The following is a 16300-nucleotide window of genomic DNA, read 5'->3' as shown; positions in this document are numbered from 1 at the left end:
GGGCAGTTTTTCCTGAAGTTTGTAATAGTCGTAACAGAGCGCATAGGGCTTGCTGCGCACCCACTCGCCCTTGCCCTTCTCTCCGACGAACTTTCCCTTCTCGGCCACGAGCTTTCCCCGGAGGAAGACCAGTTCCGGGCGCCCCTGGATGGGGAACCCCTCGAAGGGACTGTAGTCTATGCCGTGAAGGCTCGTGGCGTTGGTGATCGTCCCCTTGAAATCGGGGTCGAAAACCACTACGTCCGCGTCCGATCCGACGGCGATCAATCCTTTTCGGGGGTAGAGTCCCGACATCTTCGCCGGCGTGGTGCAGGCCAGATCGACGAACTTCTGGCGCGTAATCTTTCCCTTCAGGACCCCGTAGGTCCAAAGCAGAACCAAGCGATCCTGAACGCCCGGACATCCGTTGGGGATCTTGGCGAAGTTGCCCATGCCCTTTTTCTTCGTGATCTCGTAGCCTCCGTCGAGGGCGCAGTGGTCGGAGCCGACTCCTATCAGCCAGCCCTCCCTCACGGCCTCCCAAAGGGCGTCCTGATGAAGCTGCGGGCGCAGGGGAGGAGAACAAACGTATTTTGCCCCCTCGAAGTCGGGCTTGGCCAGGCAATCCGTGGTCAGGGTCAGGTAGTGGGTGCAGGTCTCCCCGAAGACGGGCTGCCCCGCGATGTGGGCGTCGCGTATGGCCTCCATCGCTCCCTTCGTGCTGACGTGCACCACGAAGAGCGGGCAGTCCGCCATCTTTGCGAGATAGATGGCCCTGCTCGTGGCCTCGTCCTCGGCGACGGGCGGACGGGAATAGTAATGATAGACGGGATCCGTTTTGCCCTGGTCCAGATAATATTTCTGAAGCACGGCGATCATGTCGGCGTTCTCGGCGTGAACCATCATGGTGATCCCAAACTTCTTCGCCAGCATCATGGCCTTGAGGATGGATTCGTCGTCCGAGTAGAAACTGGTGCCCTTGTAGGCCATGAAGAGCTTGAGGGAGGATACCCCCACCTCGGGAAGGTGTTCGATCTCTTCGAAGACGGAATCCTTGGGATCCATGATGATTCCGTGGAAGCCGTAGTCCACGCAGGCGACGTTCTCGGCCTTTGCGGCCTGTCTGCGGATGGCCTCCAGCAGGGGAACGTCCTTGTCCTGGGGGGCGAAGTCCATGATGGTCGTGGTGCCGCCCACCGCGGCGGCGTCCGTCGTCTCGAAAAGACGCCCCCCGAAGGACCCGTAGTGAACGTGCTCGTCCACCCCGCCCGGGAAGACGAACTTGCCGGAGGCATCCACCACCTTGTCCGCCTTCACGTCCAGTTTGGTCCCTATCTCCTTGAACTTGCCGTCCTCGATGTAGATATCGCCCTGGAACTCGTTGACGGAGGTGACGATCGTGCCGTTCTTTATCAAGAGGCTCATGCGTTTCATCTCCTTTTCTTCCTGAGGCTTGCAGCGGATGAAAAGGGGGCGCCTGCGCGGCGCCCCCTTGGGGAAAGGCGGAAGCGCTCACAACGTGGCGATGCGGCGCTTGCCGATAACCGGTTCAGTTGCCGTATTTCCTCTCGGGCTTCTTGTAAACGCTGGGATCGATGCCCTCGAGGTACTTCACGACGACGTCGACGGGCTCCACATCGCAGAATTTGGCCTCCATGTCGAACAGGTTCCACTCGATGACGCCGGGCACACGGTCGCCGATCGTCCCCTCGGGGATGACGGTCTTGAAGCCGTAGCCGGTGGAGTCCATGACGGTGTGGCGGACGCAGGCGCAGGAGGTCGCACCCATGACGATGACGGTGTCCACGCCCAGGTAGGTCAGGGTCTGAGCCAGGTGCGTACCGAAGAAGTTGGACGCGTACTTCTTATGGATGACGGGTTCCTCCGGGCGGGGCTTCAGCTTGGGATCGATCTCGAGCCAATGCGAGCTGATGTCGAGCGCGCTCATCGGGATCTTCTCGTCCCAGCGGGGAAGGTCCCACTGACGCTCGCCAATGTAGCCCGTAGTGGTGTGGAAAATCGGCACGCCGGACTTTCTTCCCGCCTCGAGGACCTTGAGCGCCTCGGCGCAGACCTCGTTGGAGTGGTCGCACGTGAACACGTGTCCCTCGCTCATCCAGGCCTTGGCCATGTCGACGGTGGTGATCGCCGGGGCCTTTCCCATTCCCATCTTGCGCATGAAGCCGCGCTCCTTGTAGATCTTGCGGGCCTCGGCAAAGGCCTCCTTCAGAAGCTCCTCGTTGAAGCCGTACTTGTCCACAAATTTATAATCCTTGTTCTCCGCCATCATAATCACTCCTCGATCGTTTGATTTGGTTTACGGAAACCGTAATCGATAGAAAGTTCCGTGGTGCCGAAAAACGGTCGGTTCAGGCTCACGAAAAGAGCAAGAAACACTGGTTTCTCGAGCGGTTATGAAGCTCCGCCGCCATGGCAAGGACGGTTGTGCGCTGCTTGAAGAGTATCTCCCGGTGGACCCATGAGGTTGGTGCGACGATCTTTCGCCTCCGGACAGCGAAGGGCATCGCGAATTTCATGTGGAAATTTGAAAAGTTTACCAGGTTGCTTTTTTCTGTTTTAGAGAAATTGTCGATCGACATCCTGTGACGGATACATCCTAACCCATGGCAGGAGGTTTGTGAAGGGCCTCAGAGGCTTTGTCAGGGTTGTGTCCTGTGACGAACCCTTGACAGGAGGGGCAAGGGGCATTATAAAAGTATGCACGGACTGGATCGTGCCGCGTCTTTTGCATGAACGGAGCTCGAATCAGCGAGGTCGATGGCTATGACACCGAACCCGCCCGGAAACAGAAGGAAAACGCAAACGGATCACTCACCGCCCTTTGCGCTGCTGTTGGCCCGATTGGGGGTCCCCGTGACCGTTCTCGCCAGGCATCTCCACGTCGATGCCAGCCTGGTGAGCAAATGGAAGAGCGGTCGGCGGCGTTTGTCCGAGCACTCGGGACATTTTGGGCCTCTCCTGGATTTTTTCCTGCTTGAGGATGAAGAGAGGGCTTCACGCGTCATCGAGATTCTGAAGGAGCTCAATCCCCTGGATGCCCTGGATACGCAGGGAGCCATACGGGCCCGGCTTCAGGCTTTTTTGTTGAGCAGGGCCTCCCTGCCCCTGGAACCCGTCTTTCTGGAGGTGTCTAGGGCTGCCTGCGTCGCGAAGGTCCTTATCTATGAGGGGGGGGAGGGAAGGCGCGACGCGATCTCCGAGGTATTGGATCTGGCCGAGGCGATGCCCGAGCCGGGGAGAATCATCTTCATCGAGTGCGAGCAGTACCGCTGGTTGCTGGAGGATCCGGATTACGTCCGCCGCTGGCAGGATCGGCTCTATCGGCTTCTCGAGCGCGGCTTTCGGGCTACCTTCGTCGTCCACTTCACGGTTTATCACGAGCAGTTTTTTCATTTCTTTCGGTTTTGCAGCCCTCTTCTCTTTCACCGGAACGTCGACTGGCACTACCATGAGTATTACGACGCGGAGGTCCACTGGTTCTCCTTTTTCATCCTGGAGCACGCCCGCTCCGTCATGGGGCTCTCCATGGGGCCGGGGCATTGCGATACCACCGTGTTCTCCGATGCCCGCTCCATCGCGCAGCACAAGCGGGTCGTCGAGATGGTCCAGGCGTCCAGCCGCCCCCTGTTCAGGGATTTTTCTCAAAGTCGGCTTCTGCCCTCTCTGGGCGAGTTGCTGCAGTCCGACCGGCAGGATGGGCCGATATGCGCCTTTTTGCCCGTCCCGGTGTTCGCGGCTACGGATCCCGCGCTGTTGGAGGAAATTTTGTCCGACAACGGCGTGAGCACCGCGATGATCCGGCGCTGCCTCAGGGAGAACCGGCTGCTCGAGGAGATTTTTGAGCGTCGGACCAGTTCCGATAAGGTCCTGTCGATCTCCATTTTTCAGTTGGAGGAGATGCAGCGCCGCATGGAGGAGGGCGGGTTCGAAAGCTGCAGTCTGACCCTGATGGCGGGACGGCCCGTCAGGGTCAATCTGGACCAATACGCCCGTGGGCTCGAGCATGTTGCCCGTACCATGACGCGGAATCCCGGGCGTCAAATCGTTCTGGCGTCCGAGGAGGATCACAATCAGCTGCCCGGGCTCAATTGCTGGTGCAGGGGAGGAGCGTGGATGGTCCAGATGGACTCTTGGGGAATTCGCTTCTCACGGGAGGACGTGATGGTCCGCGCCGCGTCCGCTGCGCTCGAATGGTGTCTGCGGAAGATCCCGCCCGCCCGCAAGCAGCAGGCCATGGTGAGGCGAAGGCTGCTGGAGATGGCGAACGACATTCGGGACAGGATGGGGTGACGGAAGGGGGCCCCTTGGAGAGCGTGGGCGCTTCGAGCCCCGTGGGGTTCCGAAAAGGACGCCCCCTGCTTGTCGCAGGGGGCGTCCTTTTCGGAGAGACGGGAGGTTGTGCAGGATGGAAAGCGGGATCAGTCCTTTTTGCGGAACAACAGCGGCACGGCGAGGAGCATCGCCAGTCCGGCGTGAACCGCGGAGCATCCGCCACCACCGCCACCGCTCCCACCGCCACCGGAGGGCTCGAAGGTGGCCTCGATGGAGCCGTCGGCCGTGACGTTCTTCATCGTGTAGGCGGGCACTGCTCCGACGGAGGCGCCGTTCACCTTCACGTCCTTGATCTTTTGCCCCACGTCCGGCGAGATCGTAAAGGCCTGATCCGCCCCATAGGCTACGGAGACGGCACCGCTCGGGGCGATGGTGCCGCCGGCCCCCGCGGTGGCCGTCACGGTGACGGTCGCGGGATGCCCCGGCCCGGACGTGACCGTGAAGTTCACGTCCTCGGAGAGTGCCCAGTCCTGGCTGTCGCAGCCGACGAACGTGAACCCGACCTCAGCCTTCACCGGGACGTTCTTGGCGACATAGGCCGCATCCAGAGCCTTGGCCTGAATTTCTTTTTTCGCTCCGTCCCAGGCGAGGGTGAGCTTGGCCGCGTCCAGTTTTGCGGGATCGAAGTCAAAGGAGACGCCGGCGACCTCGAGGTCCTGGCTGACCGCCCCCTTCTTCGGCGTGATCGACACGACGATTTTGTCCTCCGACGCCACGGACGTGTCGATGGCGATGGCCGCCTTGTCCGGTGTCACCTGAAGCGGGCTCTTCGCGGTGATCCCCTTCAGATCGAAGGAGGTCACGTCCGCTGGATTAAGGGTTGCTGAAGCTACCCAAAGCAGAAGATTGCCCACCTCGCCCGACTTTGCGGTGTTGGGGAAGAATGCTTTGCCAATTCCCCCTCCGCCGCTGGCATATTTGACCTTGTCCTCGACAAGAGATTCCAATCGCCAGCTTTGAGCCCAAAGGCCTGCGTTGCAATCGTCCGAGGCCAGAAAGTCCACACGCTCACCCAAGAACATCTCCTTGAGCACCAAAACCTCCGTCGTTACGCCGACGGCGCTGGTCGCATATCCCTCCTGCCCTGCCGAGGAGGTATAATGGAGTCCGAACTCCGCCGCGCTCGCCGCCGAACCGGTCCCCACGACGAACGCAGCCGCCAAGACGAGCAGAACCGACAACATCCCCCCGAATCGCTTCGCATGCTTCCTCATCACGGCATCCTACTCCTTTCCGAAATGGCCTGTGATGCGTACGTCCGTTTCCCGACGGCCGCATCATCCGGGCACACATTCCCCCCGGTTTTGACATAGGAAAACTCCGTTCCGAAAAGGCCCGGAGAGGAATGAGCCTCTGTGCCGCTCTCAGATTACCACGCCAAAGCCCAAGGGGCTGTTCCGTTATTGCCCATTTGCTGTTCCGTTGTTGACTTTTTGAGGGGCCTTGGATTGCCGACGTGCCATGTCAGAGAGAAATTGTCTGCGGTATTCGGTGGGGGAGAGCCCGGTTTTTTTTCGGAATACGCGCGCGAAGTGGCTGGGGTTGGAGAAACCGCAGAGTTCGCCGACCTCGGCGATAGGCAAATGAGGGTCCTTCAGGATATCCATGGCCCTGTGGATGCGGACCGTCATCTGAAACTGGTGGGGCGTGACGCCCGTATGCTCGCGGAACTTGCGCAGGACGGTGAACCGATTCACGTTGACCATTCGGGAGAGCTCCGAGAGGGTGCAGGGGGCGGGGTTCTCGTTCAGATGCTCGACGGCCCGCTCCATTTCCGAGGCGCCCTGCGGTTCCTGGGCGGGCGCCGCGGTGAAGCGCAGGCGGCGAATGAGGGACACCGCGAGCTGCGTGACGATGCTGCCGATCATCACGTCGGAGCCGATGTAGGGATTGCCCCTCCGCCCTCCGCCGTACTCGCGAAAGAACGCGTGCATCAGCCCCTTGAGCTCGGCGTCGTACTCGATCAGGCCGTTCTCGAACTCCGTGTCGGGGCTGCCGCGCAGGGTGCGGCACATCTTTTGGAAGAAGGGATATCTGAAATAGAGGCTGATGAACGAGACGTTGGGGATCGGCTCGGTCACCGCATGGGACTGGCTGCCGTTGACGGGATAGACGGTTCCGCCGGGGACGAAGATCGGCCGTCCGTCCCGGGACCCGCCGTGCACCGGCGAAAGAGCGATGAAAAACTGGACGCTCTCGTGCCTGTAGGAGGCCGGCAACATTGAGACTGGCCTGCGGCTTACGATGACGGTCAGGTCGTTCGTCCTGAAAAAGCCCAGATAAGGGTTGTTCCCGATGAATTCCCGAAACGGCACCCAGGGGCGGGGAGGGGCTTGCGCAAGGTTCTCCCGCATTGCAGGCTCACCCGACTTTCATTTATGGTGTGCGGCCGGCATCCTCCCGGCTCAGTGGGACGAAACGGTCGGAATGCGGCCACGGCCGAAGGGGGCGGGCGAAGCGTTCAGTCCGTCCCCCCGATCCCAAGCGACGGGTCGGGCGTCAGGTCCTTCGGGCTGCGGACGCCCCGATTCCACGCATTGCGGCCCGCCGCCGCGATCATGACGGCATTGTCCGTGCATCGGCCAAAACCGGGGAGCCAGGCGCGCCACCGCCGGGCCTCCCTGGAGTGCGTCAGCGCCGTCCGCAGGGCGCTGTTGGCCGCCACTCCGCCGGACACCGTGACCGACCGGATGCCCGTCTTGCGGACGGCCAGGCTCACCTTGGCGATCAGGGCCTTCGTCACAGCCCGCTGGAACGAGGCACAGAGGTCGGGGAGAGGAAGCTCGCGTCCCTCTTCGTTCAGCCGCTTCACCTGCCAGAGCAGGGCCGTCTTCAGCCCGCTGAAGCTGAACTCGATCTCCTTCGTGTGCTCGAGGGGCACGGGAAAATCGAAGGCGCCGGGGTCCCCCTCGCGCGCCATGCGGTCGATCTCCGGGCCGCCGGGGTAGGGGAGCCCCATCACCCGGGCGGCCTTGTCGTAGGCCTCTCCCGCCGCGTCGTCGCGTGTCTCGCCCAACAGTGCGTAACGTCCCAGGGCGTCCACGCGGACGATCTCCGTATGGCCTCCCGAGACGATCAGGGACAGAAAGGGCGGGCGCAGGTCGTCCGCGTCGACCATCGGGGCGAAGAGGTGCCCCTCCAGATGGTTGACGCCGATCACGGGGACGCCCCACGCCTGGGAGAGGGCTCGCGCCGCCTGGACCCCCACCATCAGCGAGCCCATCAGGCCGGGGCCTCGGGTTACGGCGATCAGGCCCAGATCCTTTCCCGAGACGTTTGCGGTGCGCAGGACGGAGTCGACGAGGGGGAGCAGGTTCTCCAGGTGCTTGCGCGCCGCGAACTCGGGGACCACGCCGCCGAACCGGGCATGATCCCGAATCTGGCTGGAGAGCAGTTCGGCGACGACCGTGCGCTCCCCGCGGATCAGGGCGACCCCCGTGTCGTCGCAGCTCGTCTCGATGCCCAGCGTCAGCGCCTCCGCGCCGAGCGGTCCGCCGCCGATCATCTCGCGGGCACCTCGAACGTCGCCCCGTCCCCCTCCAGGACGATCTCCACCTTGCTCTTGGGTTTCAGGGCGGGAACGCAGAGGTACAGGGTGCCCGCTGTTCCGGGAGCCAGGTCGCCCGTGATGCGCAGGTCTCGGTGCCCCAGAAGGTCCTCGGAGGTCACCGCGTATCCCCCGACGGTCAGCCGGGTGGGGTCGAAGGTCCAGTTCTTGACGGCTCGGTAGTTCAGGGCCAGGATGTCGCGCCCCTTCATCCTTCGCCTCGTCTCCTCGTTCGTGCTGTAATAGAAACTCAATCCCCTCTCCACCCAATCGTGGACGTCGCGGTCCCGATCGAGGCGTTTTCGCAGAGACTGAGGCAGCCAGGTGACGTTGAGCTCGGCACGGGCGTTCAGGACGATGTCGTCCAGGCGCTGCGCGTCGATCCAGACTTGGACGGTCCGGTCGTCCAGGGCTTTTTTCCATCCCTTGGACGCATGCCCCCACGCGGGCGTTTGGAGCAGAATGCCGCAGAACAAAAGGACAATCGTCAGATTGATAGCGTTTTTCCTCATAAAAAGACCTCCTGAGGTTGAGTTGTCGGAAGCGCTAATCGGAGTGCCCGGGGGCGGAGCCCCCCCCTCTTTTTCGCGAGACGGCCTCGCGAATCCAGTGCCACTCCTCGCAGCGCAGGGCCATTGTCGCCACAATGTAGATTGACGCACTCAGCAGCACCGTGCTGAGACACCATAAAGCGCGCGTCCCCAGCGCGCCCTGGGCCCGATAGGGCAAAAGGGCCTGGAAGGCCGTGATGGAAAGTCCCATCAGGACAAGCGGAACTGCGATTCCGAGAACCCATCCGGGCGTCAGGATGCCCAGCGGTCGGTCCAGTTTCCTTCGGACATACCGGGCCCCGAGCAGGCTGGACAGGGTGAAGGCGATGCTCGGAGCGAGCGCCAGGCCGGCGTAGCCCATCGGGAACATCAGAGCCAGCGAGAGCATCGCCGTGGAGGAGACGCTGAACAGCGTCGTGGTGAAGGCGGCGCGGGGCATGGAGAGCGCGTAAAGCCCCCGCATCACGACGGTGGAACAGGCCATTCCGGGCAGTCCCAGCATGCCGAGGCTCAGGCAGATCGAAGTCGCCTCCCATGCCCTTTCGTCGAAGGCCCCACGCACGAAGATCAGGTGGACGAAGGGGCGCGAGATGAGAATGAGCCCGACCGAGGCCGGAAGGACGATGAAGAGGGCAAAGCGGAGCGCGTGCCTCAGGGTTTCCGTAAAGTCCTCGGAGCTTCGTGATCGGGCCAGCTGGGGCAGTACGGCCTGGGAGATCGCGATGACGAAGAGCCCCAGGGGGAGCTGAAGAACCCGATTGGCGTAGTTGAGGACCGATATGCTGCCCTCCTCGAGGAAGGACCCCAGCATCCGGCTGATCACCGGGTTGACCTGGTTCAGGGAGAGCCCCGCGGCATAGGGGAGAAAGAGGGCCATCATCTTGCGCAGGTCGGGGTCCCTCAGATCCGGCCGGCTCGGTGTGAGGACGGCCCCGATATGCCAGCCCCAAAGCCACTGGCTGAGAAAGTGCATGGCTCCGCCGCAGAGCACGGAGAGCGTCAGGCCATGGACGCCCCAGCGCGCGACGAAGAACGGTGCCGTGATGATGAAGGTGAGGTTGCTGAACGCGGGGGCGAGCGCGGGTATGAAAAAGGAGCCCAGGCTGTTCAGCGCGCCCATCGTCAAGGCGGCCAGGGAGATGAGGAGCAGGAAGGGGAACATCCAGCGCGTCAATGCGGTGGTGAGCTCCATGGCTTCCGCGTCGAATCCGGGGGCCATGAGACGCGTCAGCAACGGAGCGCCCCAGATGCCGAGGAGCACGATGAGTCCGGAGGCCGCGATCAGAACGGTCATGGCCTGCCGGCCCAGGGACAGGGCGCGTTCCCGGCCCTCGAGGAGCGCGCGGGAAAAAACGGGCACAAATGCCGCGGACAGGGCCCCCTCGGCCAAAAGCTGACGGGCCAGGTTGGCCAGAGTGTAGGCGACGTTGAAGGCATCGAGACTTCGCGTCGCCCCGAAAAAGGCGGCGACGACGACCTCGCGGACCAGGCCCAGCACCCGGCTGACCAGGGTCCCGGCCATCATCAGCATTGCATGGCGCACCATGCGGGAGGATTCCTGCAACATTTCCCAGCCCTTTCTGCGGCGAACGGAATCAATTCTCTTGGCTCTTCGGCGATTCCGTCCGGGCAGGACTTTTTCTTGAACGATGCGGCATAGATAAAGAAAAGTCCGCCGTCGGGAGCTATTGTACCGCAAGATGAGTCGGAGGGACCCTGCAGTTTGCGGGAACGAGGGGAAGGCCGGTTTTTCGGGATGAAAAATCAGGAGGTTGAAATGAGAGATTGACAAGTGACGTTCAGACGCTATAATATCCTTCGTGCGTTGAAGGGGTGAGTTGGCCGAGAGGCTGAAGGCACTCGCCTGCTAAGCGAGTATAGGGGCTAAAACCTCTATCGAGAGTTCGAATCTCTCACTCACCGCCAGGACTTTCACCAAAGTGCCTGGTCATGCGCGGCAGTAGCTCAGCTGGATAGAGCGAAGGCCTACGGAGCCTTAGGTCGTGGGTTCGAATCCTGCCTGCCGCGCCATATTTTGCCAATTGAATTCCAATGTTTCGGGTAAAATCAAAGAACTGCTGATCTCGGTCATGCAGTTCTTTTTTTGCGTACCGATCCGCTCATACCCTCCGAAAAGACTTTCCCAACGGCGTAATCCCTCCCGTATCTATTCGAAACAGGGTCTCTGCCGTTCCTCGCGCCTCATGTCGGGCTCGGGAATGAGGAGTTCGTAAAGTTTCGAGGCTCGAAACTCCGCGTCGGCTACGAGCTTGCCCACAGGCCCCTTGGCTGCGGCCAGCCTTGTGATGATGGGGATTGAGGAGTGTTTTCCTCTTTCCCGCAGTAATTCCCTTCCTTTGGGGGTACAGCCCAGAAGACGGATGTATGGGACTCCGGTCCGGGAGACGGCTAGGGCGGACCAGCGGTCCACTCCGGCCAAAAGGCGGATGGTCTGGCGTTGGATGCGGGAACGGGTGTAGCGTGCGCAGACGCAACGTCCGATAAAGTCCTCGTAGGATGCCGCGACCGTGTAATGCCTGAGGAAAAGGTTCTCCATCCCCTCGTCCATCCCCGCAAAGCGGCGCAGGTCCTCGGGAGAAGTGTGCAGCAAAAGGAACTGCAGCAGAGGCCAAAGGGGTTCGGAATCGAGGCGAAGGCGGCCCATCGTTTTTGCCTCGTCGAGGATTGCCCGTGTCGCCGGAGGCATGGCCTCCTTCGTCCATGGCGTGTCCCATGACTCCCGCAGGGCGGACCGGATGGCTGTTGCGCTCGACAATGGACCGGGGGTGAGTTCGTGATACCCGCCTCCGCTCCTCCGTATGGGAACGGGGGCCAGAGGGTAGCCGCGTCTGTGGATATGAAGCAGGTAGGAGAGGGCCAAGGCGTTGTTCGGGGACGAGAGGAAAGCCGCGCTTCCGGGGTGCAGGCTCTCCAGTGCCTCTGCAGCGGCCTTGGGATAGGAACGACCGTGAGCGAGCCCTTGTTGCAGCCTCTGCTTGAAAGAGGCGGGTTCCTGGATTAGAATATCTAGGATTGTGCTGATATCGTAGCCGTTGTCCTCCATGCCGAAGGCGATGTGGGTTGCAAGGCCCGAGCGTGCCAGAATGTCCGTTGCTCCTCCACCGAACTCCGGAGCCGCGTTGCAGGCGAATAGAAAGGGTAGCTCGAACACCAGGTCTGCGCCGTTGAGCAGGGCCATGCGGGCTCGTGCCCATTTGTCGACGATACCGGGGATACCTCTTTGGGTGAAGCTCGACGACAGCACCACGATGCAGACTGCACCGGGCAGGCTTGCCTTGGCGGCCTCCATGTGCAAGCGGTGGCCGTTGTGAAAGGGGTTGTATTCGGCGACGATGCCGACAACGGGAGGCTTGATGTATCGACTGTTCATGGCATAAGTATAACGCCGTCGGGCGAGTCTTGCCGGGGGCGGCGTGCAAAAAATCAATGGGAGATGGTTATGACGACTGTTTCCCGACCCGAAGGGCAGGTATGCGGAACATGAAAATTCTGGTCATCAATTGCGGTAGTTCCTCCCTGAAATATCAGCTTTTCGATATGGATAAGGAAAGCGTTCTCGCCAAGGGGTTGGTGGAGCGAATCGGCATCGACGGTTCTCGGATCAAGCACACCAAGACGGGGATGGATGCCGTGCTTCAGGAGACTTCCATTCCCGATCACAAGGTGGGCATCAAACTTGTCATCGAGGCTTTGCTCGATAAGGGGCATGGGGTGCTCTCCTCCCTCGACGAGCTGAGTGCGGTTGGGCACCGCGTCGTCCATGCGGGCGAGAAGTTCGCGTCCTCCGTCAGGCTGGATGCCAAGGTCATGGCTGCTCTGAAGGACTGCATTCCCCTGGCGCCCCTGCACAACCCCGCCAACATCATGGGCATCGAGGCCGTCTCCGAGGTCCTGCCCTCCGTGCCTCAGGTCGGGGTGTTCGACACGGCGTTTCATCAGAGCATGCCGGAACACGCGTTTATTTACGGCATCCCCTACGGCTATTACGAGAAGTATAAAGTGCGGCGCTATGGCTTCCACGGTACGAGCCATTACTACGTTTCGCACCGTGCGGCCGAGATGCTGGGAAGGCCGATCGAAAAGCTGAAAATCGTGACCTGCCATCTCGGCAACGGCAGCTCCATAACCGCAGTCGACGGCGGCCGGTCCGTCGATACCTCCATGGGGTTCACGCCGCTGGCGGGGGTGCTGATGGGCACCCGGTGCGGCGACATCGACCCCGCCTTGATCCCCTTCATCGCCCAGGCCGAGAAGCTGGATGTGAAGGACGTGGACATCCTTCTGAACAAGAAGAGCGGCATACTTGGAGTCTCCGGTCTCAGCAGCGACCTGAGGGATATCGAGGATGCGGCGGCCCGAGGCGAGGCCCGCTCCAAGCTGGCCCTTGCTGTCCTTTCCTATGGGATCAGGAAGTACATCGGGGCTTATGCGGCGGCCATGGGAGGGATCGATGTCCTCGTCTTCACCGCCGGAGTGGGGGAGAACAGCGCCCTGATCCGATCGATGGTCTGCGAAGGACTGGAGTTCATGGGGATCTCGATCGATCGGGAGAAGAACAATGTGCGGGGCAAGGAAGCCGATATCGGCGCCGAGGGCAGCAAGGTCCGCGTGTTGGTGGTCCCCACGAATGAGGAACTTGTCATCGCCCGCGACACCAAGCGTCTGGTTTCCGAGGCATAGGTCGACAAGGCGGTTTTCCGCTTTGCTCCAGAGGACGAAATGAGGCTGTCGGGCGGGGAGGCCGAGATGATGGAAAAAAGGATCGGGGATTGGCGCTGCGTCGTCGCGCTGCCTCCTCGCAACGATACCGAGGCCGTGGTCGAGGAGAGCTGGCATCTTTCGATGTCCGGAGGAGTGGATTTCGAGGGACAGCACTTCCAGCTTCCCGAAGGCTGCCGCGTCTCGGCTGAGGTGCGATGGCTCGAACCTGCGCTCCTGCACGTACGGCTCTCTCTGAATGCCCCCGTCGTCGGCAGATGTGCGCGTTGCCTCGAGCCAGCCTCGCTTGCAATATCGGACGAATTGTTGTATCTTTACTCTTTGCTTGGGCTTGAATTGGGCAAGGACACTCGATTGGTTTCCGATGAGGGCTTCATGCCGGTCGAGGTGGAAGCTTTCGGTCGGACTTTGGACTTATCCGATCAGGTTTGGGAAAGCCTGTTGCTGCTTTTGCCCCTCAAGCCGCTTTGCAAGGGAGATTGTTCCGGTCTTTGCCCGGGTTGTGGGGCTGACCTCAACAAGGGGCCCTGCACCTGCTCCGGAGTGGAAGGAGATCCTCGACTGGAGGTTTTGCGTCGTTTTTCGGTCGAGCAGGATTCCTGAGCCGGATCTCCGGATGTGGAAGATATTGGATACAGCCTGATTTTAAAATTCAGGATTTTTGAAGGAGGAACAAGAAATGGCTACACCCAAAAGAAAGACTTCCCACGCCCGTACGGCGCAGCGGAAGGCGCATTGGCTGGGTTCCCTCACTGCGCCTGCCACTCAGGCTTGCCCCCGCTGCGGGGAGGTCACGATGACCTACCGCGCCTGTCCTTCCTGTGGGCATTACAAAGGGCGCAAGATTGTGGAGGTCGAGGCTGCCGAATAAAAGGGATTGTCCCACGGACGGTTCGGGGCCGAGGATGGAGCATCCGTCCTCGGCCCTTGCTTTGGACCGGACCCTGCTGGCGGCCGAGGTCTTGTTCCTCTAAATCGATTATGGACGATAGGCGGGCGGCCGCAAACGAAACGATGACGGACGACTGACGAGAAGACATCCGCCTCGCTGCCCGTCGTCTGCGAACGATCGGGGGTGCACGGAAACACAGCCCGGCAACACGGCCTGAATAGGATATTTATGATATCATTAAGATTCCCTGAACCGATCGAGAACAGGATGAAAAGACTGCGACTTTCTTTGGGCTCACCTGATGAATAGGAGGAGATTTCATGGCCAAGTTTCGATGCATTCAATGCAAAACGGAATTTGAAGCGGAGGCGAACGCCTCCACAAAGCGATGCCCCTCTTGTTTCGGACGCTATCTCGAGCTGATCGCCGGAGAGATGAAACGAGGCAAGTCTTGGAGCGCCAAAAGCTTTTCGGTGAAATAGCGAGGGGAAGTACGCCCATTTCTCCGTCGTCGCCTGTCGTTGTGGGCCTGTGCGTGGAGAAAAGGATGTCCCTTGAACGTCGCTTTGGGGCATTCGAGATGTTGTCCAGGAAAGAAGTGCCGGGGCCGAGCCCTTCTCGTTTGAAGGGCTGAAGCAAGGTATAATTTCGTTTCAACGGGGTCTTGTCGTCATAAAAGGGTTTGTCGGGTCGCAAAGAACTTGAGGCGATTGCGTATGTTGTTTGCAGTGCAAATCTGTCGACGTAGGATTGGTCTGGAACCCTTGCTGGCAGCAAGGGGTCGTTGCGTTTCGTAAGAGGCACGGATGTGTTTGGGTGAATGCCGCAACTGGTTTTCCCTGTTTTAGGATTGAGATTCATTCAGAGTGGCTGGAGAGCTGAGCGTAAAAGGAGCCGATCTCATGTCCTCAATTTCATCTCCGAACGCAAACAAGACGGATTTATCTCAGATCGAAACGGAGGCCCTCTCCTCGCCGGTCGAAAGTCCCGCGTCCGCTGTCGAGGAACAGAAGGCAACCTCCGTTGACGACTCGCTCCCAAGCTATCTCGCCCTTAAATACACGTTTTTCACCCCCAAGCGCGGTGACCTGTGTGGAGGTTTCTGCCTGATTTTCGAGGGAGAGACGGGCGAGGCTCTTTTCCAGACCTTCTGGGTTTCCCGTTCGGATTCTCTAGCCAGCCTCAAGGCCAATCTGGATTGGCGGACGTTCAACAAGCTCATTCCCCACATCGGCCCCTACGACAGGGTCTGGGGAGAGAAATTGAGCTCCTTGTTTTCGGAGCTTTTTCCAGCCACCGACCGAGTGGCGTTCTTTCAGGCAAAAACCTGCGACAGGGCACAGATTTTGCCTCGAGTTGCGGAGACCATTCGCAAGGGGTACGAACGGGCCACACATTATTTCCTGGAGGTTTCCTGTGAGTACGAGCTTTTGACCCGTAAGGAGCTCGTTGAAGCGAGTATTCTGGAGGAGGCCGCGTCTGAAGAAGCCTCCTCTGCGGATGAGGTCCCTCTTGAGGAGGAAACGTCTTTTGCAGGGATCCTCGTTCAGTGTCTTCCCCTCATCGATCCGGTACGGGGCAAGGCCGTTTCGGAGCTTCTTCCCGGCGATTTTCTGGAGGTACAGATAGCGAGCGGAACCGGTGCGGGGGGGCTGTTGCAGCAATTTCTGAAGGCGACGAAGCAACCCTCGATTTTCCCCGTCGAATCTATAGAGAAACATGAGGACAAAATTTACATTTATTTAACGATTAACGAGGAAATGCGCGGACTCTTGACCCTAAATAAGGACCTGCGTCTGAGGACAAAATCACCTCTTCCTGAAAAGCAAAACAAGAGCTCGGGGCGAGAAAATCTCATATTCTTTACGTTTCTGGGGTTTGCCTTGTTGGGATTCTTTTTGGCTGTTCAATACCTGTACAGATAGCATCGATGAGATGAAAAAAGAATAAATCTTTTTCCGTGCAGGTTCAGAGCCTCGGTTGGAAGGAAATAAGTGTCTAGGAACACCGGTATCTCGTAGGAAAACGTCGGGCCTGAATGCCTCTGGAAGGCAAAGTATGCCGCCCTCATAAGATGATCGGCCTGCGACGGAGGCCCATAAGCAGACGGCCGGCTCTCTGCGGCTTTAAGCCGCAGATGCCGTGCCGGTCGCTTACGTCGACAGGCGGCATGGTTGCCGCGTTGTCGACGCGTGGTTTATAGCCTCGGCTATAAACCAGGACCTCGATGCGCTTGAA

Annotated in this window: 13 protein-coding genes and 2 tRNA genes; 7 read left to right on the top strand and 8 right to left on the bottom strand. The window is 60.2% G+C overall.

Annotation, left to right across the window (positions count from 1 at the left end):
- Both hydA and EII26_RS11170 read right to left on the bottom strand, forming a co-directional pair.
- Positions 1–1404: dihydropyrimidinase (hydA, locus tag EII26_RS11175; protein ID WP_124889241.1), on the bottom strand; the 1404-nt coding region annotated here is incomplete at its 3' end.
- Between the two features lie 124 nt (positions 1405–1528).
- Positions 1529–2266, bottom strand: a complete 738-nt coding sequence (locus tag EII26_RS11170; RefSeq protein WP_124889240.1) for an isochorismatase family protein — start codon at positions 2264–2266, stop codon at positions 1529–1531.
- Between the two features lie 566 nt (positions 2267–2832).
- Between EII26_RS11170 and EII26_RS11165 the strand changes: the two genes are divergently transcribed.
- Complete coding sequence (locus tag EII26_RS11165) at positions 2833–4290, top strand: hypothetical protein (protein WP_124889239.1); 1458 nt, start codon at positions 2833–2835, stop codon at positions 4288–4290.
- Positions 4291–4418: 128 nt separating this feature from the next.
- On the opposite strand, the gene EII26_RS11160 is transcribed toward EII26_RS11165, so the two are convergent.
- The 5 genes from EII26_RS11160 to murJ form a co-directional block, all read right to left on the bottom strand.
- Positions 4419–5549: a hypothetical protein gene (locus EII26_RS11160; protein ID WP_124889238.1), complete on the bottom strand. Its 1131-nt coding sequence runs from the start codon at positions 5547–5549 to the stop codon at positions 4419–4421.
- 183 nt (positions 5550–5732) lie between these two features.
- The gene (locus EII26_RS11155) at positions 5733–6647 is read right to left on the bottom strand and encodes a helix-turn-helix domain-containing protein (protein WP_158612297.1); all 915 of its coding nucleotides are present in this window, start codon (positions 6645–6647) and stop codon (positions 5733–5735) included.
- A 146-nt stretch (positions 6648–6793) separates the two neighbouring features.
- The gene (gene tsaD / locus EII26_RS11150) at positions 6794–7837 is read right to left on the bottom strand and encodes a tRNA (adenosine(37)-N6)-threonylcarbamoyltransferase complex transferase subunit TsaD (RefSeq protein ID WP_124889236.1); all 1044 of its coding nucleotides are present in this window, start codon (positions 7835–7837) and stop codon (positions 6794–6796) included.
- The gene (locus EII26_RS11145) at positions 7834–8391 is read right to left on the bottom strand and encodes a hypothetical protein (RefSeq protein ID WP_124889235.1); all 558 of its coding nucleotides are present in this window, start codon (positions 8389–8391) and stop codon (positions 7834–7836) included. Before EII26_RS11145 ends, tsaD begins: the two co-directional genes overlap by 4 nt.
- 34 nt (positions 8392–8425) lie before the next feature.
- On the bottom strand, positions 8426–9997 hold the full coding sequence (gene murJ / locus EII26_RS11140; protein WP_233572727.1) for a murein biosynthesis integral membrane protein MurJ: 1572 nt from the start codon (positions 9995–9997) through the stop codon (positions 8426–8428).
- Between the two features lie 265 nt (positions 9998–10262).
- Between murJ and EII26_RS11135 the strand changes: the two genes are divergently transcribed.
- Positions 10263–10356 (top strand) — tRNA-Ser (locus EII26_RS11135).
- Positions 10357–10384: 28 nt separating this feature from the next.
- Positions 10385–10461, top strand: a tRNA-Arg gene (locus EII26_RS11130).
- Between the two features lie 136 nt (positions 10462–10597).
- Here EII26_RS11130 and EII26_RS11125 read toward each other — a convergent pair.
- On the bottom strand, positions 10598–11821 hold the full coding sequence (locus EII26_RS11125; RefSeq protein ID WP_124889234.1) for a tRNA(Met) cytidine acetate ligase: 1224 nt from the start codon (positions 11819–11821) through the stop codon (positions 10598–10600).
- 110 nt (positions 11822–11931) lie between these two features.
- On the opposite strand from EII26_RS11125, the gene EII26_RS11120 reads away from it, so the two are divergent.
- The 4 genes from EII26_RS11120 (at position 11932) to EII26_RS11100 (ending at position 15987) form a co-directional block, all read left to right on the top strand.
- Entirely contained in the window at positions 11932–13131 is a 1200-nt protein-coding gene (locus EII26_RS11120; RefSeq protein WP_124889243.1) for an acetate/propionate family kinase, read from the top strand.
- Between the two features lie 69 nt (positions 13132–13200).
- Positions 13201–13773 (top strand): DUF177 domain-containing protein, encoded by a 573-nt coding sequence (locus EII26_RS11115; protein WP_158612296.1) that lies wholly within the window; start codon positions 13201–13203, stop codon positions 13771–13773.
- Between the two features lie 76 nt (positions 13774–13849).
- Positions 13850–14041, top strand: coding sequence for a 50S ribosomal protein L32 (gene rpmF, locus EII26_RS11110; protein ID WP_124889232.1), 192 nt, complete (start codon positions 13850–13852; stop codon positions 14039–14041).
- Between the two features lie 887 nt (positions 14042–14928).
- Positions 14929–15987 carry a hypothetical protein gene (locus EII26_RS11100; protein WP_124889230.1) on the top strand — a complete coding sequence of 353 codons (1059 nt, stop codon included), beginning with the start codon at positions 14929–14931 and terminating at the stop codon, positions 15985–15987.
- Positions 15988–16300 lie beyond the last annotated feature (313 nt).

This window comes from Fretibacterium sp. OH1220_COT-178 (assembly GCF_003860125.1).
Classification (GTDB): Bacteria; Synergistota; Synergistia; order Synergistales; family Aminobacteriaceae; genus CAJPSE01.
This window is presented reverse-complemented; position numbering and strand designations above follow the sequence as displayed.